Annotated in this window: 13 protein-coding genes and 1 tRNA gene; 7 read left to right on the forward strand and 7 right to left on the reverse strand. The window is 69.7% G+C overall.

The annotated features are described in order from the left end of the window. Positions 1-3 precede the first annotated feature (3 nt). The 3 genes from BO64_RS13215 to BO64_RS13225 form a co-directional block, all read right to left on the reverse strand. Complete coding sequence (locus BO64_RS13215; protein ID WP_496403768.1) at positions 4-1,281, reverse strand: RsmB/NOP family class I SAM-dependent RNA methyltransferase; 1,278 nt, start codon at positions 1,279-1,281, stop codon at positions 4-6. Further along, on the reverse strand, positions 1,281-2,741 hold the full coding sequence (gene guaB / locus BO64_RS13220; RefSeq protein ID WP_496403769.1) for an IMP dehydrogenase: 1,461 nt from the start codon (positions 2,739-2,741) through the stop codon (positions 1,281-1,283). The genes BO64_RS13215 and guaB overlap by 1 nt, the downstream gene beginning before the upstream one ends. A 71-nt stretch (positions 2,742-2,812) precedes the next feature. Then, positions 2,813-4,000 (reverse strand): MFS transporter, encoded by a 1,188-nt coding sequence (locus tag BO64_RS13225; protein ID WP_496403770.1) that lies wholly within the window; start codon positions 3,998-4,000, stop codon positions 2,813-2,815. Between the two features lie 53 nt (positions 4,001-4,053). On the opposite strand from BO64_RS13225, the gene BO64_RS13230 reads away from it, so the two are divergent. Next, positions 4,054-4,950: a LysR family transcriptional regulator gene (locus BO64_RS13230; RefSeq protein WP_496403771.1), complete on the forward strand. Its 897-nt coding sequence runs from the start codon at positions 4,054-4,056 to the stop codon at positions 4,948-4,950. Here the strand turns inward: BO64_RS13230 and BO64_RS13235 are convergent. Beyond that, positions 4,919-5,641: an RlmE family RNA methyltransferase gene (locus tag BO64_RS13235; protein WP_496403772.1), complete on the reverse strand. Its 723-nt coding sequence runs from the start codon at positions 5,639-5,641 to the stop codon at positions 4,919-4,921. The two genes, BO64_RS13230 and BO64_RS13235, sit on opposite strands and share 32 nt — an antisense overlap. Further along, positions 5,641-6,729 carry a Ppx/GppA phosphatase family protein gene (locus BO64_RS13240; RefSeq protein WP_496403773.1) on the reverse strand — a complete coding sequence of 363 codons (1,089 nt, stop codon included), beginning with the start codon at positions 6,727-6,729 and terminating at the stop codon, positions 5,641-5,643. Before BO64_RS13240 ends, BO64_RS13235 begins: the two co-directional genes overlap by 1 nt. A gap of 157 nt (positions 6,730-6,886) precedes the next feature. Between BO64_RS13240 and hspQ the strand changes: the two genes are divergently transcribed. Together hspQ and phhA are read left to right on the forward strand one after the other, a co-directional pair. After that, positions 6,887-7,216, forward strand: a complete 330-nt coding sequence (gene hspQ, locus BO64_RS13245; protein WP_496403774.1) for a heat shock protein HspQ — start codon at positions 6,887-6,889, stop codon at positions 7,214-7,216. A gap of 82 nt (positions 7,217-7,298) precedes the next feature. After that, entirely contained in the window at positions 7,299-8,171 is an 873-nt protein-coding gene (phhA, locus tag BO64_RS13250; protein ID WP_496403775.1) for a phenylalanine 4-monooxygenase, read from the forward strand. On the opposite strand, the gene BO64_RS13255 is transcribed toward phhA, so the two are convergent. Then, complete coding sequence (locus tag BO64_RS13255) at positions 8,168-12,328, reverse strand: translocation/assembly module TamB domain-containing protein (protein WP_496403776.1); 4,161 nt, start codon at positions 12,326-12,328, stop codon at positions 8,168-8,170. The two genes, phhA and BO64_RS13255, sit on opposite strands and share 4 nt — an antisense overlap. Next, positions 12,325-14,100, reverse strand: coding sequence for an autotransporter assembly complex protein TamA (locus BO64_RS13260; protein ID WP_496403777.1), 1,776 nt, complete (start codon positions 14,098-14,100; stop codon positions 12,325-12,327). Before BO64_RS13260 ends, BO64_RS13255 begins: the two co-directional genes overlap by 4 nt. Positions 14,101-14,332: 232 nt before the next feature. Here BO64_RS13260 and BO64_RS13265 point away from each other — a divergent pair, with 232 nt between their 5' ends. The 4 genes from BO64_RS13265 to BO64_RS13280 all read left to right on the forward strand — a co-directional run bounded on the left by BO64_RS13265 (position 14,333) and on the right by BO64_RS13280 (position 18,048). Further along, complete coding sequence (locus tag BO64_RS13265) at positions 14,333-15,769, forward strand: circularly permuted type 2 ATP-grasp protein (protein WP_496403874.1); 1,437 nt, start codon at positions 14,333-14,335, stop codon at positions 15,767-15,769. Continuing rightward, positions 15,766-16,710, forward strand: coding sequence for an alpha-E domain-containing protein (locus tag BO64_RS13270; protein ID WP_496403778.1), 945 nt, complete (start codon positions 15,766-15,768; stop codon positions 16,708-16,710). Before BO64_RS13265 ends, BO64_RS13270 begins: the two co-directional genes overlap by 4 nt. Before the next feature lie 11 nt (positions 16,711-16,721). Beyond that, complete coding sequence (locus tag BO64_RS13275; RefSeq protein ID WP_496403779.1) at positions 16,722-17,714, forward strand: transglutaminase family protein; 993 nt, start codon at positions 16,722-16,724, stop codon at positions 17,712-17,714. A gap of 259 nt (positions 17,715-17,973) precedes the next feature. After that, positions 17,974-18,048: transfer RNA gene (locus tag BO64_RS13280), tRNA-Lys, on the forward strand. The last annotated feature ends 85 nt before the right edge of the window (positions 18,049-18,133 follow it).

Consider the following 18,133-nt stretch of genomic DNA (forward strand, 5'->3'; position numbering starts at 1 on the left):
CCGTTAACGGCTCTTCTCCAGCACGGCGACGTAGAAGCCGTCTGTGCCGGATGTGCGGGGCGAGAGGCGGAGATCGCCTTCGGCGGTGAGATACTGCGCAAGCTTGGGATCATCGCTCGCCGGGCGGCGGGCGAACCCCGGGTGGCGCTGTAGGAAGGCGGCGACACGGTTCTCGTCCTCCTCCGGCAGCACCGAGCAGGTGACATAGACGATACGCCCGCCCGGCTTCACGAAACGGGCGCCGTCGTCCAGCACCAGATCCTGGTCGGCCTGACGCTTGGCCAGGGCCTCGGGCGTCAGGCGCCACTTGGTGTCGGGATGACGCCGCCACGAGCCGGTTCCCGTGCATGGCGCATCGATGAACACCACGTCCATCTTGCCGGCCAGCCCCTTGAGCGGCTCGGGATTGACCGGCGAGCGCACCTGCAGGTTCCGCACGCCGGCCCGGTCGCCGCGGCGGATGGTGTCAGTCAGCCGGCGCGCGTCGCTATCATAGGCGTAGATCTGGCCTGTGTTGCCCATGGCCGCCGCCAGGGCCAGCGTCTTGCCGCCGCCGCCGGCGCACAGGTCCAGCACCTGCTTGCCCTTCACCTCGCCGGCTGCGAAGGCCGCGATCTGGCTGCCCAGGTCCTGCACCTCGAACCAGCCCTTGGAGAACTGGGGGATGGCCTCGATGGCGCCGCTGCGCGCGCTGGGGTCGGGCGGCGCGATCCGCACGGCGTTGGGCAGGACGCCCGTCGGCTGCGCCTCGACGGAAGCCAGGGCTTTCAGGGCGCGCTCGGGATCGGTCTTGAGGCTGTTGACCCGCAGGTCCACCGGGGCCCGCTCCGCGAGGGCCGCCCCCTCCTCCGCCCGGGCTTCGCCGAAGGCGCGAGCCAAGCTGGCGTCTAGCCAGTCGGGATAGTCCCCGCGGACGGCGGCCGGCGCCTCGGAAAGATCCCGCGGGACCTCCAGGACGGCCCGTTCCGCATCGCTCAACGGCCCGGGCCCGTGCGGATCCTCGGCCGCAGCGACCGCGATCCGCTCCAGGGGCCAGCCCCAGAGCAAGCGCAAGGCGGCGAGCGCCGTGGCGCGCGGTCCCTCCTCGCCCATCCGCCAGGCCAGGGAGCGCTTGCGGCGCAGGACGTCGAGGACAAGTCCCGAGACGAAGGCCCGGTCCTTCGCCCCGGCGAACCGCGACGCGTCGCCCCAGGCTTTCAAGGCCAGACGGGCCGGCCGATGGCGACCTTCGATCTCCGCCAGGATTTCAATGGCCGCCGCCAGCCGTCCGCCGTCGCGCATCAGAGTGCGCTGGGGTAGTTTGGCGCCTCGCGGGTGATCATCACGTCGTGGACGTGGCTTTCGCGAAGGCCGGCGTTGGTGATGCGGATGAACCGCGCCCGCTGCCGGAACTGCTCCAGGTTGGCGCCGCCCACATAACCCATGGCCGCGCGCAGGCCGCCGATCATCTGGTGCAGGATCGGCCCGATCGGACCCTTGTAGGGCACCTGCCCCTCGATGCCTTCCGGCACGAGCTTCAGCGCGTCCTTCACATCCTTCTGGAAGTAGCGGTCGGCCGAGCCCTGGCCCATGGCGCCCAGCGAGCCCATGCCCCGGTAGGCCTTGTACGAGCGGCCCTGATACAGGAACACCTCGCCCGGCGCCTCGTCGACGCCGGCGAACACCGACCCCATCATGGCCACCGAGGCGCCCATGGCGAGGGCCTTGGCGAGGTCCCCCGAGTACTTGATCCCGCCATCGGCGACGATCGGCACATCGGTTCCTTCCGCGGCGCGCACCGCATCGGCGATGGCGGTCAGTTGCGGCACCCCTACGCCGGCCACGATCCGCGTGGTGCAGATCGAACCGGGGCCGATGCCCACCTTCACCGCGTCCGCGCCCGCGTCGATCAGCGCCCGGGCGGCGTCGTAGGTGGCGATGTTGCCGGCCACGATCTGCACGCGGTTGGTCTCGCGCTTCACGCGCTCCACAGCCTTGGCGACCTCGGCGTTGTGGCCGTGAGCGGTGTCGATCACCACCACGTCCACCCCGGCGTCCACCAGGGCCATGGACCGTTCATAGCCGGCATCGCCCACCGTCGAGGCGGCGGCGACCAGCAGGCGGCCCTGGGCGTCCTTGGCGGCGTTCGGATGGGCTTCGGCCTTCTCCATATCCTTGACCGTGATCAGGCCGACGGCGCGATAGTCGTCGTCCACCACGATCAGCCGCTCAATCTTGTGCTTGCGCACCAGCTCGCGGGCCTCCGCCTGGCTGACGCCCTCCTTCACCGTAACCAGGTTTTCTCGGGTCATCAGGACGTGGGCGGGCGTGTCGTCACGCCCCTCAAACCGCATGTCACGGTTCGTCAGAATGCCGCACAGCTTGCCGGTGGAATCCACCACCGGGAAACCGCTGATCTTGCGGCGAGCCTTGATCTGCCGAATCTCGCCCAGGGTCGTATCCGGACCGATGGTCACCGGATTGATGACCATGCCGCTCTCGTAGCGCTTCACCTCGCGCACCTGGTCGGCCTGTTCCTCGACCGTCAGGTTCCGGTGAAGCACCCCGATGCCGCCCGCCTGGGCCATGGCGATGGCCAGCCGGCTTTCGGTCACCGTGTCCATGGCGGCGGACACGAGTGGGATGTTCAGTTTGATCTCTCGCGTGAACCGGGTGGAGACATCCACCTGTGTGGGCATCACCTCGGATGCGCCAGGTTCGAGCAAAACATCGTCGAAGGTGAGCCCTTCGCGAATCTCCATCGAGACACTCCGTTTTGCGGCGCGGATATACGGGGAAGGCCGCCGTTGGGGCAAGTGGGGGATCGGCGCATTCATGCCAGAGCCGCCTCCCGCGCCCTTTCGCCGCGGGTCGAAAGGCCGAACGTCAGGACGAACATGACAAGGCAGAGCAGCGACGACAGGCCGAGCGCCACCACGGCCGAACGTTCCAGGGCGATGGCGTAGACCATCGGCCCGGCCGCCTGGGCGATGATCGCTGGCCGACCGATCAGGGCCGAGCGCAGGGCGTAGTCCCTTGCGCCCCATATCTTCAGAGGCAGAACGCCCTTGGCCACGGTGAGCATGCCGTTGCCGACGCCCTGCCCAACCGCCAGGGCGGGTGCGGCGCCCGCGCCGCCCGCCAGCAGCATCCCTGCTCCGGCCGGATGAGCCAGGGTCGCAAGGCGCGCCGTCGCCAGGGGCTCAAGCCTGCGCAGCACCGTGAATTCCAGGAACCGCACCGTGACCGCCGCCACGCCCATGAGCCCGGCCGCCGCCGTGGCGGCGTGGATCGACAGGCCAAAGGCGATCAACAGGCGCGGCAGGTGCGCGCTCATGCAGGTGGAGACGAACCAGGCGCAGGCGAAGAGCACCGAAAGCTGCACCATCGGGCGGTCCCACCGGACCTTGGCCGGCGCCGCAGCACGTACATCCTCGCCGCGCTCCCCGGGGGTCTGTGGGCAGGTCCAGGCCGACAGCGGAACGCAGCCGGCGAGTTGCACGGCCGCCCAGACCAGACAGGCGCCCCGCCAGCCGACCTCGTCCACCAGCCAACCGGTCAGGGGCCAGCCCACCACCGAGCCCAGGCCCCCGATCAGGGCCACCGCGGTGATCGGTCGTCGGGCCTCCTCCCCATAGAGGGAGACGAGGATCGCGAACGGCGTCGGCGAAAGTCCCAGGGCCATGCCCAGGCCGATCATGGCCATGGCCAGGATCAGCCCCGCACCGCCGTCCGCCACTGCGAGGATCGCCAGGCCCAGGGCCAGCACCGCATGCGAGCCGATGAGCACCGGCTTGCCGCCTCGCTCGTCGATCCGCCGCGCCACCACCGGGGACACGACCGCCGGGACGAGCAGCGAAAGCGAAGCGGCGGCGAAGACAAACGTGGGCGAGAGATCGAGCGTCCGTCCGATCGGATCGCCCAGCACGCCCATCAAGTAGAAGCTGGAGGCGAAGGCCGCGATCTGGCCCACGCCGAGGCCAGCGACGATTAGGGCCTGTGATCGCGTGGGCTGCGCCATGGCCCCTGATGCCCGACTGGCGATTTGAGAAAAATCGACTTATCTGGACGGGTATGTTCCAAAAACTCACAAGTCGATCACTACCGTCCCTCAATGCGCTGCGTGCGTTCGAGGCGGTGGCGCGCACCGGAAAGGTGACCCTCGCGGCCGAAGAGCTGGCCGTTACGCCGTCCGCCGTGAGCCGGCAGCTGAAGGCGCTTGAAGCCGCCCTCGCCGTTCGTCTCCTGACCGGCCCCAAGCATCGCCTGGAACTTACGGCCGCCGGCCGGGAGCTCGCCGCCCAGCTCACCGAGGCGTTCGGCCGTATCGAGGCGGCGGTGCGGGCCACCCGTCAGGGCGGCGAAGATCTGCATGTGGCGGTCAACGCCAGCATTTCGGTGAAGTGGCTGATCCCGCGCCTCGCCGGCTTCCAGGCTCGTCACCCCGACATTCGCCTGCATCTGACCGAACTTGCGCCCCACGCCACGGCCCACCGCGGTGCCCAGGCGGTGGTCCGCATCGTGCCCCTCGCCCGCACCGCCGAGCCCAACTGCACGGCCTTCATCCGCAACGCCCTGGGCGCAGTCATGTCGCCGGACTGCGCCGAGCGGGCCGGCGGGAATCTTCTGAAAGCGCCGCGGCTGGCCGCCGTCACCCACCCCGAGGCCTGGCCGGTGTTCGCAGAGCTCGCCGGGCTGGAACTGCCCAACGTCGCCGAGCGGCCGTTCGCCCACGTCCATTTCGCCATGGACGCCGCCCTCGCCGGCCTCGGCGCGGCGGTCCTCTCCTGGCCCCTCTGTGTCGAGGAGGTCCGCCAGGGGCGGCTGGTTGCGCCGCTGGGCTTCCACCGCGCAGCGAGCGCCTTCGCCCTCCTCACCCAGCCCGGCGCCGAGAGCCGCGCCCTGCGGCGCTTCCGCGACTGGCTCCTAGAGGAAGGCGCTAAGACGCCGGAGCCGCCGCCCGGCCCTTGAAGCCCGTCGCCACGAGAAACACCTCGGAGCTGTCCTGACGGCTGGCCTTGGGCTTCACGTTTCGCACCTCGCTGAAGTGCTTCTTCAGCGCCGCGATCAGCTGGTCCGTCCCGCCTCCCTGGAAGGCCTTGGCCACGAACGTCCCGCCCGGCTTGAGAACCTCGATGGCGAAGTCCATCGCCGCCTCGATCAGGCCGACGATCCGGAGGTGGTCGGTCTCCCGGTGGCCGATGGTGTTCGGCGCCATGTCCGACATGACCACGTCGGGCGCGCCGCCGAGCAGTTCGATCAGCTGTGGCCCGCAGGCCGGGTCGGTGAAGTCCATCTGCAGGATGTGCGCCGGCGGCAGCGGCTCCACCGGCAGAAGGTCGACGCCGACGATCTGCGTCACGCCCTTCTGGATCGCATACTGGGTCCAGCCGCCTGGCGCGAGGCCCAAGTCCACCACCCGCACCCCCTTGCGGAACAGGCGGAAACGCTCGTCGATCTCGCTGATCTTGAACGTCGCCCGGCTGCGATAGCCCAGCGCCCGGGCCTTGGCTGCGAACGGATCGTTCACCTGACGCTCAAGCCAGGCCTGCTGCGACGGCGTGCGCTGCTTGGCGGTCTTCAGGCGCGCGGGCTTGCCGCGCCCTCCTTCGAGGCCGCCCGTCGGCGGCTTCACCATGCGTTTGCGGGGCGGTTCGGTCATCAGGAACTCCGGGCGCTCCGGGAGCGGCGACGCCGGCGCCGGCGTCGGCCTCCGCGGTCGGACATGAGGGACAGGAGAATGCCTTCGCGCAGGCCGCGGTCGGCCACCCGCACCCGCGAGCACGGCCACAGTTCCTGCACGGCCTGCAGGATCGCGGCCCCTGCCAGCACGAGGTCCGCCCGGTCCGGCCCGATGCACGGTTCCTGGGCTCGCTCCTTGGCGTTCAAGGCCAGGAGACGCCCGGCCGCGGCGTCGCATTCGTCGCGGCTCATCCAGATGCCGTCCACCCGGCTACGGTCATAGCGAGGCAACTCAAGGTGCAGCCCGGCCAGGCTGGTAATGGCGCCCGAGGTGCCGATCAGGTGCGCGCGGTCGGCCTCAAAGATCGGCCGCATGGGCTCGGCCCGGCGGAAGGCGCCGAGTTCGGCCTTCACGGTCTCCACCATCGCCCGGAACCAGGACTCGGTGGCGACCTCGCCCTCCGGGAAACGCTCGGCCAGGGTCACCACGCCCATGGGAATCGAAAACCACGCCCGGATCGGCGGCATCCCCTCCGGCGGCGCCCCGCGCAGGTCCACCCAGGACAACTCGGTCGACCCGCCGCCCACGTCCACCACAAGGGCGGCGTCCTGCCCACGGTCGAGCAGGTTCAGGCAGCCCGTCACCGAGAGCCTCGCCTCCTCCTGGGGGCTGATCACCTGCAGCCGGACGCCCGTCTCCTGGGCCACCCGTTCCAGGAACGCCGGCCCGTTCTCGGCGATACGGCAGGCCTGGGTGGCGATGGCGCGAAATCGCACCACCCGCCGACGGCGCACCTTCTCGGCGCTGACCTTGAGCGCGGCCACCGCCCGCTCCATGGCCGCTTCGGAGAGCTGTCGGCTCTGCGCCAGGCCCTCGCCTAGCCGCACGATGCGTGAATAGGCCTCCACCACCCGAAACCCGCCTGCCGAGGGCGTGGCGATCAACAGGCGGCAGTTATTGGTGCCCAGATCGAGCGCCGCATAGCACGGTGCCTCGCCTCCCGGCCTTCCCCGTTCGCGTCCCCGCACAGCCGTCGGGGCGCGCGGCGCGCTCGGCGCCTCATCCATGGACTACATCCGTCCTTGCGCAGGCCGCCCGGCGGGCCGCCTCATTTCCCCGCGACTTTAGCAAGCGCCCGCCGCGGCCGGAAGCAGAGCCTTGAACAGAATAGTCCGAGCGCTACGTTCACCTTCCAGTCAGGAGATAGGGCTTAGATTCGAGAGTATGGACACGCGTTTCGCCAAATTCACGATCGGCCAGGTCGTCCGGCACCGCGTCTATCCTTTCCGCGGCGTGATCTTCGACGTCGACCCCTCGTTCAACAACACCGAGGAGTACTGGCTGTCGATTCCGGCGCACATCCGACCGCACAAGGACCAGCCGTTCTACCACCTCCTGGCCGAGAACGATGAGAGCGCCTACGTGGCGTACGTCTCGGAACAGAACCTGGTGCCCGACGACAGCGGCCAGCCGGTGGGCCATCCCCAGGCCTCGCTGATCTTCGAATCCTTCCGCGAAGGCCAATACACGCTGCGTCCCCGGATCAGCCACTAGCGCGCAAGGTTCTTTCGCCAAACCCCGTTTTGGCGGACCATTCAGAACGGAACTTCCGCGCGGAAGGGGCCATTCTGTCGGCATGAGCGCCGACGGCTTTGCGAGCGGCCCGCCGCCCGGGGCGCGGGCCGACTGGACGATCGATCAGAACTGGGAGGCTTACGCCCAGGCGGAGCACGAGGTCTGGATCACGCTCTATGAGCGTCAGGTCCGCCTCCTGCCTGGTCGCGCCGCCGATCCGTTCCTCAAGGGGCTCGAGGCCCTCGACCTGCACCGGGCCGGCATCCCTGACTTCGTCCGCATCAACGAGGAGCTCCGCCGACTTACTGGCTGGACGGTGGTGGCGGTCCCCGGTCTCGTGCCTGACGATGTCTTCTTCGACCATCTGGCCAATCGCCGCTTCCCCGCCGGCCAGTTCATCCGCAGACCAGACCAGCTGGACTACCTGCAGGAGCCTGACGTCTTCCACGACGTCTTCGGCCACGTGCCGATGCTCACCGATCCGGTTTTCGCCGACTACATGCAAGCCTATGGCGAGGGCGGACGCCGCGCCTTGGGGCTCGGCCGCCTGCACAACCTCGCCCGCCTCTACTGGTACACGGTGGAGTTCGGCCTCCTGAACACGCCGCAGGGTCTGCGAATCTTTGGAGCCGGCATTGTCTCCAGCCACGCGGAATCGATCTTCGCCCTCGACGATCCCTCGCCCAACCGCCTTGGCTTCGACCTCGAGCGGGTGATGCGAACGCCCTACCGGATCGACGATTTCCAGCAGGTCTATTTCGTCGTCCCGTCGCTGCAGAGCCTGCTGGACGCCACCCTTCAGGACTTTGCGCCGCTCTACGCCCGGCTTGCGCCCGCCGAGGACATTCCGATTGACGCGGTTCTGCCGAACGACCGGGTCTTCACCCCCGGCACGCAAACCTACGCCCGGAAGGGCGGCCGCGGCGCGGACTAGTAGTCCCGCCGCCAGCGCACGGCCAGGCGGTTCTCGCCTTGCCCGGTGATGCGCGAGATGATCGCCAGGTTGCGGCGCAGACGCCATTCAACCTGCGCCGCCCCGCCTTCCCGCCCGCCGCCGGTGAGTTCCAGATAGACGTCGTCGGTCAGGTACTTGCCGCCCGAGACAGTCATCCCGGCCTCGTCGCCGCCGCCGAAGGCCAGCCGGTCGAGACCGGCGAAGGTCCGCAGGTTGCCGATCACGTCAAGCCCGCCGCCCCCAGTCAGCGACGAAAGCGCCGACGCCAGCTGCGCCGCCTCCACCGGCGAGAGCTGGGCGGCCGAGCGCCCGAACAGCACCTGCGACAGCACCTCGTCGTTCGGGAGGGTGGGCGATGAGGTCAGAGTCACCTCGGGGACCGCCGCCGTGCCCCGGATGCGCACGGTGACGCTCAGGGTGGGATCGTCGCGCGTCGCGTCCAGCTGCAGGCGGATGTTCTGCGGCTGAGTCGCCAGATAGACGATGCTGGAGTCGTCGAACTCGAACCGCTTGCCGGCGAACTCGTAGTCGCCGCGGACGACCCGAGCCACGCCCGAGAGGTTGGGCCGCGTCGTGGTCCCGCCCACGTGAGCGTCCAGCGACAGTTCCACGTCGAGCCCCCGGCCGCGCAGGAACACCCTACGCGGCGCCTTCAGGTTCACGTCCAGCAGCCAACCCGAGCCGCGGCTGCGTGGCGCCGGCAGAGCCGTGTCCAGAGTGTCCGGTCGATTGATTTCCTTCACATCCATGGCCACCACGCCGGACGGCGTTGGCAGGTCAGCCGCCACGTCGGCGCGATCGATGGTCAGATAGCCGGACAGCCGCACCTTGCCGTCCGCAGCCCGGGCGATGGTCGCCTGCCCCGTGGCCGAGGCGGTGGCGATCTCATTGTCGATCAGCCGGAAGTCCTCAAGGTCGAGGCGGAAGCTGGACACGCCGTCGCGTTGCAGGCTCACCCGGCCGCGGCCCGCGACCCGTCCGCCATGGCCATCGACGCCCGACGCCTCGGTCACGTCCACCCCGTTACGCGTGAAGTCCGCGGCCAGGGTCACGTCGCGCAGGGATAGGCCCGTTCCGCCGTCGTCGAAGCGGCCGCGCTCGACGCTGATGTGGCCCACGGCGTTCGGGTCCGCCAGAGTGCCGCCCAACGTTCCCTGGGTGCGGACCACGCCGGCCAGAGCCCGCTCGCCGCCGAATAGCAGGTCCCACAGAGGCCGCACCTCGCCCTCGGCCGAGAACCGGCCGCGCATCGGTTTCTGCCGGGCGATGGCGATGCGGAACGGCGCCGCTGAGGCATCGGCCGGCAGCATCAGGTCGGCGCCCGCCCGCAGCCCCTGTTCGTTGCGGGTCTCGGCCTGAAGCGTCAGGGCGTTGCCCGCCAGCTTGCCGCGCACCTGGACGTCCATGCCCTGGACCTCCGGTGCGCCGCGGCCGCGCGCATCCGCCAACCGCGCCTCAAAGGCTCCCTCAAGGGCCTCGCCTCGCCCGTTCAGGCTGAGCGTCCCGTCGATCCGCCCCGCCAGATCGGGATCAAGCATCTCGAGGGTCACGCCGACGATGCGGGCCTGGACCGCGGCGGCCTCGCCCCGCAGCGCGCCGTCGAAATCGATCCGTCCACCGTCGGAGCTGGCCAGCCGCAGCCGCGCGGACCGCTCCTCGCCGCCGAAGCGGAACATCGCCGTCTGCACCGTATGCACGTCACGGCGTCCGAGACGGCCCATGCCGTCGAACCCGAGCGCATAGCCCGCCTCCGCCTCGGCCAGGACGCCCCTGCCGTCGATCCGCCAGGCGCCCCGCTTGGAGCCGCCCTCGGCGGCGAGGGTGTAAGGCAGGCGCGCCAGCGGCCCATCCGCCGTCAGCCGGGCGTTGCGGATGGCCATGCCCGAGCCCGCCGGGCGGGCATTCTCCGCCCGCAGGTCGAGGCTCGCCCGCGCCCCGCCGGCGTCGACGATCCGCAGGTCTCCCCAGACCCGCCCCGCCTTGAGGAAAGCCCCTGGCCCAACGGCCAGATCAAGATCCGCCGACGACGGGCTGCGCCGACGCAGCGAGATCGCCCCCTTGGCCTGCAGGCCGCCGGCGTCCACGTCCAGTTCGGTCAGGTCCACCCCACCCTCGGGGAAGCGGAAGGCCCCCCGGGCTCGCGCCGGGCCATAGGCGCTGTCGGCAACGATCGCCACGAGGCCGCTCGATCCATCCACCAGACGCTGGAAGCTCAAGGTCAGCTTGGCGTTGGTCAGCGGCAGGCGCGGGACGTCCACCTGCTCGATGTCGGCCATCAGGTCCAGTTTCGGCGCCGCCAGCGTTCCGGTCACGGCGCCCGTCCCCTTGGCCTGGCCGGTGATCTCCACCGGGCCCACCCGGAACGGCCCCTGGGCGCTCCAGTCGGTCTTGAAGGCCAGGGTGCGGTCCCCGCGCAGCGCCCCGGCCAGGGTCGCCTGGAAAGCCGCTCCGTCCAGGCTGGCCCGGGCCACCGATAGTGCGCCATCCTGCCAGTTGGCCTGGGCCTTCGCCCTGGGTTCGCGCCCGAGCAGCCGATCAAGCTCCTCCATGCCGGTGGCCAGGCCCCGGCCGCGCCCGTCGAAACTGACGGTCCAGGGCCGGCCGCTCCCACCCTGCGTCGCCTGCCAGGTCAGGGTCGCCCCGCCAGCCGCCCCTGGTCGGGCCGCTCCCAGGTTCGACACCTCGGCCGATCCCTTGAAGGTCAGGGCGCCGAGCAGGCTTCGTCCGCCGCTGGCCTCCACTTTCAGCCCGGCGCCGGCCACATCCAGTTCGCGCAGCAGCAGGCGCCCGTCGGTCAGTCGGGCCGCGTCCAGCGTCGCCGAAGGCGCGGCGCCCAGCATCGCCGCCAGGAAGCCCTGTCCCTTGCCGCCCACCCCGGACAGTCTGGCCTTGACCGAAAGTCCCGCCCTGTCCCGTCCGGCCTGCACCGGCCCGGCGATCCGGGTCAGGCCATAGCCGCCCATGGAAAGGTCGGAGACCGTCGCATGGCCCGCAAACTTCCATTCCGCCAGGGTTCCGGTGACGACGCCGGTGAGCCGCCCAGCCTGCATCTCCGGGCCGCCTGCCAGCCGTTGAAGATCGGGGGTGGTGGCCTGGATCCGCACCCCCTGCGGCGCCAGCCGCCGTTCGCCCAAGTTGCCCCGCCCTGAGAGGACCACGGTGAGGTTGTCGGCGTAGATCCGCCCCTCCAGGTCGTGGAACTGCTTATCCGCCCGCTTGCCCGCCAGCCCGAACCGCACCTCGGGCCCGAACCTCGCCATGAGCGGACGCGTCAGAGTCGAGGCGTCGAGCAGGACTCGCCCGCCGGCCGTGCCGCCGTCCGGCCGCCACGCGCCTCGCGCCAGCACCGGCGTGAGCTCGCCCGAGCGGGCCGTGGCTTGGAACCGGCCCTCCGAGGCCTTACCGGACGCACGCACCACCAGCTCAAATGGCTGGTCGGCCGGCAATCCCAGCGCCCCGGCCAAGGCCCCGCCCTGAGCCTCCACCGCATCGGCCGTCAGCCGCAGCGGCACCTTGGGCCCCAGGGCGAAGTCCACGTCCAGGTGATCCCCGGGATGGAGGATGCTCTTGGCCGCCACCTTGCCAGACCGCCCCCCGGCCCGCTCGATGGCGAGGTTGGCGGACAGGTCATAGACGCCCCGCCGATAGCTGAAGCCCTCCTCCAGCACGACGCGCGTGCGCAGGGCGTCGATGTGGAACGAGACAGGCAGGCCGCGGTCCTTGCCCTTGGGCCCCAGGGTCGGCCTGCGAACCAGCCGCAGGCTCTCGGCCTCGATCAGGTCGGCATCGAACCTGCGCCTTAGCAATTCGAGATAACGCCATTGAAGATGAAGGTTTTTCGCCTCCAGCCAGACGCCTTTCTCGTCCCGGATCGTCAGCCGGCGAACGCGGAAATCCCGCCACACGTCGCCGGACAGGCCTTCGATCTTCAGTCGGCCAAAACGCCCGATCTTGAGGCCGTCCGTGCGGGCTTCGATCAACAGCAGCGCCTCCGGCGCCAGCACGCCCCAGCGCCCGGCGGCGAACAGTCCGGCGGACGCCACCAACACCACCACGCAGATCGCCACGATGGTTTTCGGGATCACCGAGCGCTTCAGGGCGGCCGGAACCGCCGGCGTGTCCGACGGCTCGCTCAAAAGCTTTGTCCGATGCTGATGTAGACCTGGATCGGCGCTTCACCGCGCCGACGCGCCACAGGCGTTGCGATGTCCACGCGGATCGGGGCGAAACCCAGGTTGTAACGGATGCCAACACCCGCCCCCACGGCGAGGTCGTCAAGGTCGAGGGCCCCGTTCGAGCCTACCGAGCCCGCATCCACGAACAGCGCCATGCCCCACCGCTCGGTGAGATCCCGGCGCACCTCCGCCGAGGCTTCGACCAGCGAGAGACCGCCCCGGGGGGTTCCGTCATCCAGCCGCGGGCCGACCCCCTGGTAGGGGAAGCCCCGCACCGAGCCGCCGCCGCCTGCATAGAACCGCCGTGAGGCCGGCACCTCGGGCACGGTCCCGTTGATGATCCGCCCCACCCTCAGGCGGCCGGCCAGCACCGTCCGCGCCTCCGGGCCGAAGGGCACATAGCCGGTCCCCTGCACCTGCAGGCGCAGGTACGGCAGGTTTTCCTCGCCCAGGATCACCGTGGGCTCGGCCCGGGCGCTCAGCTTCCAGCCCCGGCGCGGATCGAGGGGATCGTCCGATCGGTCCAGCAGCACGTCGCCAAGGGCGGCGACGGTGACCAGGTCCAGCCCCAAGCGGGAAAGATCGTCTTCGTCGGTTTCCCGGTTGCGGCTGGCGTCGATGCTGCCGCCGACGGTCACATAGGAAGTTCGTCCGTAGCGGCGGGTCACATCCCCGCGCACGCCCGCGCCGGTCTCGTCGAAGGCGTCCGTGGTGATGTCGTAGACCGCCGCCCCCAGCCTCAACGTCTGCTGGGCCCGCCGCCAGTGCGGCAGAGTGACTTCCGGTTCGATCCGGCTGTCCTTGTCCGAGAACCGCCCCAGCACCGAAAGCGTGTCAGCCCGGCCAAGCACATTGTAGCGGGTCCAGCGCCCTTCGACACCCGGCCCGTCGGTGGTCGAATAGCTGGCGCCGGCCTCGATGGTGCGCCGCTTGCGTTCGGCCAGGCTCACCACCACCGGCCGCAGCCCTTCCGACGTGACCTTGTCCGCCGGCGCCAGGGCGACGGTGACGCTGTCATATACGCCCGTGTCCAGCAGACGCCGTTCGAGTTCGGCCACGCGGTCGGGATCATAGATGTCGCCGGGGGCCCAGGGCGTCAGGCTCTGGACCCAGCCGGTCCGGGTGCGGCCGTCCGTAATGATCTCCAGCCCGTTCAGCTTCACCAGCCCGCCCGAACGGATGCGGTAGCTCGGCGTGAGGAGGGTGGTGGCGTGGTCGACGATCACTTCCCGCGGCTCGGGCGTGGCGTCGGGATAGCCCCGATGCTGTAGCGCGGCGATGATCCGGCCTTCGGCGGCGATCACATCAGCCGCCCGACCCGGTCCGTCGGGCGGCAGGTTTACCGCCCTTTCGGCCTCGGCCGCCGCGTCGGGATCGGGTTCGGGTTCGATCCACTCGATGCCTGCCTCGCCCAGGCGGAACCTCGGGCCGGGCGTAATGCGCACCAAAGCTGTCGGCGGATCCGTCTCGCTGACGTCCGGCTCCACCACATAGGCGTAGTAGCCCTCCGAACGCAGGACGGCTATGGCGTCCTCGGCCGCGGCCCGGGCCCGCCGTCGGGCTTCGAAACGGTTCTCGATCTTGTCGTCGGTCTCGCCAATGGCGCGCTGGATAGCCGCGCGCAAATCCGCGTCGAGCTCGCCCTCCAGAGCGGCGCGCGGTTCCGCAGCCGCGGCTGCGCCGTAAACGCACAGGGCCGCCGAGGCGGCGCAGGCGTGGAGCAATCGACCCAAGCTCGAATCCCCGCGAGCCCCCCGAAGGTCCGTGTAGCCGCGCCGTCGCTCCCTGTCACGCCACAGGCGCCTGCCCAAAATCCGGGCGCCACCATCTGTCGAAGCGTCCGCATAACGAAAGTTGTCGCAGCGCTTTCGGCGAGGCCCCAACCGTCCTACAGCTTTGAACAGTGATGGATGGGAGCAGGTGGTAGCCGACGTGGGGGAAGTCAGCCGGGTCGAGACCGAAACCATCGAGGTCGTGCGACCCTATGACGAGGCGCGCAGCGCCGATGGCCAGGTGCGCCCCCACTACGCCGCCCTGCAGGCCAGGCTCGCCACCCTGTCGGCCGACGAACTGGCCGAACGTCAGAGGACCCAGGAGCGGTTCTTCCTGCTCCAGGGCATCACCTTCACCGTCTATGGCGCCGAGAGCTCCACCGAGCGGATCATTCCGACCGACATCCTGCCGCGGATCATCCCGGCCCAGGAGTGGGCGAAGATCGAGGCTGGGCTGATCCAGCGTCTCCAGGCGCTGAACATGTTCCTGGCCGACATCTATTCGGAACAGCAGATCCTGATGGACGGCGTGGTGCCGCGCGAGCTGGTCCTGACCGCGCCTTCCTATCGGCGCGAGATGCAGAATCTCTATGTGCCGCACAAGGCCTACGCCAACGTCTGCGGTTCGGACCTGATCCGCCAGCCGGATGGGGCCTTCGCGGTGCTTGAGGACAACCTGCGGGTCCCCTCCGGCGTCTCCTACATGCTGGCCAACCGCGAGGCCTCCAAGCGGGTCTTTCCAGGCACCTTCCGCGGCGCCGGCGTGCGGTCGGTGGAGCGCTATCCCGACATGCTGCTCCAGACCCTGAAGAGCATGGCGGCCGACTGGCGGCCCAATCCGCAGGTCGTGGTCCTGACTCCCGGCGTCTACAACTCGGCTTACTACGAGCACGCCTACCTCGCCCGGCTGATGGGCGTGCCCCTCGTCGAGGGCCGCGATCTCGTGGTGCACGACAACTTTGTCTACATGCGCACGACCACGGGCCTCAGGCGGGTGGACGTCATCTACCGGCGCGTGGACGACGACTTCATCGACCCCCTCACCTTCCGGCGGGACTCGGCCCTGGGCGCAGCGGGCCTGTTCAACGCCTACCGGGCCGGCAACGTGGTCATCTGCAACGCCCCCGGCACCGGCGTCGCCGACGACAAGGCGGTCTACGCCTATGTCCCGGACATCATCCGCTACTACTTGGGCGAGGAGCCGATCCTGCCCAATATCGAGACCTACCTCTGCCGCGAGCCGGCGCAGCTAAGCCACGTCCTGGCCAATCTCGACAAGCTGGTGGTCAAGGCGGTGGGCGCCTCAGGCGGCTACGGGATGCTGGTCGGCCCGCATTCCACCCAGGCCCAGCGCGAGGAGTTCACCCAGGCCCTGAAGGCCGATCCCGGCAACTACATCGCCCAGCCGACCATCCAGCTCTCCACCGCCCCGTGCCTCATCGACCACGGCGTCGAGGCCCGGCACGTGGACCTGCGCCCCTTCATCCTCTGCGGAGAGAAGATCTCGGTCACGCCCGGCGCGCTCACTCGCGTGGCGCTCAAGAAAGGCTCGCTGGTGGTGAACTCCAGCCAGGGCGGCGGCTCCAAGGACACCTGGGTGCTCAACGAAAGCCGGGAGAGCCGCCCATGATGCTCGCGCGGGTCGCCGACAGCCTCTACTGGATCGGGCGCTATGTGGAGCGGGCGGAGCACATGTGCCGCCTCTCCGACGTAATGCTCACCGCCACCCTGGACCGCTCGGAAAGCGCGACCCAGGTGGCCAGGATCGCCCTGGCCGCCGTGGGCGACTTCGACGGGGCGAAGGCCAAGAATCCCTACGCCGCGGCCAAGGCCCTGGTGTTCGACCGCGACGACGCCGGCTCCATCGCCTCCTCCATCGCCCGGGCTCGCGAGAACGCCCGCCAGGTTCGCGACCAGATCACCACCGAGACCTGGGAGCGGCTAAACCTCATCTATCTGCGGATGACGGGCCCCGACGCCGAGGCCGCTTACGCCGAGGGCTCCCAGCTCTATCTGCACGACATCATCGCCGACCTGCACCTGTTCAGGGGCGCCGCCGACGCCACCATGAGCCATGGCGAGGGCTGGCGGTTCCTGCTGCTCGGCATGTACCTTGAGCGGGCCCAGCTCATCGGCTCGCTGCTGGAGGTCTGCTTCGGGGATGGCCGCCGGCGGCCGATCAGCGACCACTTCGCCCTCACCAACGTCCTGCGCATGAGCTGCGCCCTCGAGCCGTACCTGCGGGCCTACACCGCCGAGATGCAGCCCCGTTACATTCTCCAGTTCCTGATGCTCGACGAGGACTTCCCGCGCGCGATCCGGTTCTGCACCGACCAGATCGAGTCCCACCTCAAGGCCATATGCCGGCATGCGGGCATGGCGGGCGTGGCGGGTCCCGAGCGCCTGGCCGGCCGCCTCAAGGCGCGGCTGCAGTACGCCGACATGAACGAATTGGAGAGCCAGGGGCCCAGCGCCTTCCTCTCCACCGTGCTGGATGAATGCGCCGCCATCCACCGGCTCATGTACGACACCTTCGTGGCCTATCCGCTCGAAGAACGGCTGCCGGCCTGAGGGGATTTCCGATGCTGCTCGAGATCCGTCACATCACCCAGTACCAGTACGCCGCGCCGGTGCGGGAGAGCGTCATGGAGCTGTGGATGCAGCCTCAGAAGAGCGCGCGCCAGCGGCTGGTCAGCTTCGACCTCGATATCGACCCGCCGGCCCAGCTCTTCTCCTACGCCGACAGCTTCGGGAATGCGGTCTATCACTTCGACGTGCCGCAGCCGCATGACCGCCTGGTCATCACGGCGCGCTCGGCGGTGGAAACCTCCCCGGCCATCGACCTGCCCGACACCCTCGACATGGGCGAGTGGGACCGCCTTCGCTCGGACTTCGTGCGCGGCGAACAGTTTGACTATCTGCGCCCGCACGGCTTCGCCCGCGAGACCGAGGCTCTGCACGCCTTCATGGCCGAGCAGGATCTCGGCGCCCTGCGCAAGCGCGACCCGCTCACCGCCGTCCGCGAGCTGTCCCAAGCCATCTATGCCGCCTTCGGTTACGAGGCGGGCGTCACCCGCGCCGACAGTCCCATCGACGACGTGCTGCGGGCCCGCAAGGGCGTCTGCCAGGACTTCGCCCACCTGATGATCGCCATTTGCCGGTCATGGGGCGTGCCGGCTCGCTACGTCTCCGGCTACCTATTCACCGACCGCAAGGGCGGCGACCGCTCCGATCCCGACGCCACCCATGCCTGGGTCGAGGTCTTCCTGCCGTCCACCCGCTGGATCGGCTTTGACCCCACCAACAACACCGAGGCCGGCGAACGGCACATCGCCTGCGCCGTGGGCCGCGACTATTCCGACGTGCCGCCGTCCCGGGGCGTCTACAAGGGCGACGCCGAGAGCGAACTGTCCGTGGGCGTTTCCGTGCGCCGGGCCCGCGCCGCGGTCAGCGAGCCCGAATTTCTGCGCATCTCGCGCCCGGCGCCCCGGCCGGGCGCGCGCCGAGCTGCCGGCGCGACCCTGGTGGAGCAGCAGCGGCTGCACCAGATGCAGCAGCAGCAACAGCAGCAGTAGGAGGGTGCTGCGGCGGGAAAGCGCCCTTGCGGAACGCTTAGACCCACCGTCCATGCTGGGACCCGGGACTGGGCGCGCCAGTGGGCCGTCGTAGCCCGCCGCAGCTGATCGCAAATCTAGGCAGTCCCCCGGCCGGGCGGTAGGGCCGGGCTGCGCGCCAATCCTGCCGCCTCGGCCCCGCGACGCAAATGCAAGCTGACATGGCTTGCGCGCGCCAAGAGCGGCGCCTATGGTCCGCGCCGCTTCGCGACCCGCGTGCGGGCCGGTAGCTCAGTGGTAGAGCATTCGACTTTTAATCGAATGGTCCTGGGTTCGAGCCCCAGCCGGCCTACCACCGCGAAGCTCGCTCCCATTTTGATGAACGCTCCGCTGCTGCGGCGGCACGCCACGCCTTATCAGCGCCCAAAGTCGCGGTATGG

This window comes from Phenylobacterium composti DSM 19425 (assembly GCF_059568645.1).

What these genes read in the sequence shown, in the direction of transcription:
- BO64_RS13270 (WP_496403778.1), top strand. Translation starts at nt 15,766, where the DNA reads ATGATGCTCGCGCGGGTCGCCGACAGCCTCTACTGGATCGGGCGCTAT.
- BO64_RS13215 (WP_496403768.1), bottom strand. Translation starts at nt 1,281, where the DNA reads ATGCGCGACGGCGGACGGCTGGCGGCGGCCATTGAAATCCTGGCGGAG.
- BO64_RS13275 (WP_496403779.1), top strand. Translation starts at nt 16,722, where the DNA reads ATGCTGCTCGAGATCCGTCACATCACCCAGTACCAGTACGCCGCGCCG.
- BO64_RS13225 (WP_496403770.1), bottom strand. Translation starts at nt 4,000, where the DNA reads ATGGCGCAGCCCACGCGATCACAGGCCCTAATCGTCGCTGGCCTCGGC.
- BO64_RS13230 (WP_496403771.1), top strand. Translation starts at nt 4,054, where the DNA reads ATGTTCCAAAAACTCACAAGTCGATCACTACCGTCCCTCAATGCGCTG.
- phhA (WP_496403775.1), top strand. Translation starts at nt 7,299, where the DNA reads ATGAGCGCCGACGGCTTTGCGAGCGGCCCGCCGCCCGGGGCGCGGGCC.
- guaB (WP_496403769.1), bottom strand. Translation starts at nt 2,741, where the DNA reads ATGGAGATTCGCGAAGGGCTCACCTTCGACGATGTTTTGCTCGAACCT.
- BO64_RS13235 (WP_496403772.1), bottom strand. Translation starts at nt 5,641, where the DNA reads ATGACCGAACCGCCCCGCAAACGCATGGTGAAGCCGCCGACGGGCGGC.
- BO64_RS13240 (WP_496403773.1), bottom strand. Translation starts at nt 6,729, where the DNA reads ATGGATGAGGCGCCGAGCGCGCCGCGCGCCCCGACGGCTGTGCGGGGA.
- hspQ (WP_496403774.1), top strand. Translation starts at nt 6,887, where the DNA reads ATGGACACGCGTTTCGCCAAATTCACGATCGGCCAGGTCGTCCGGCAC.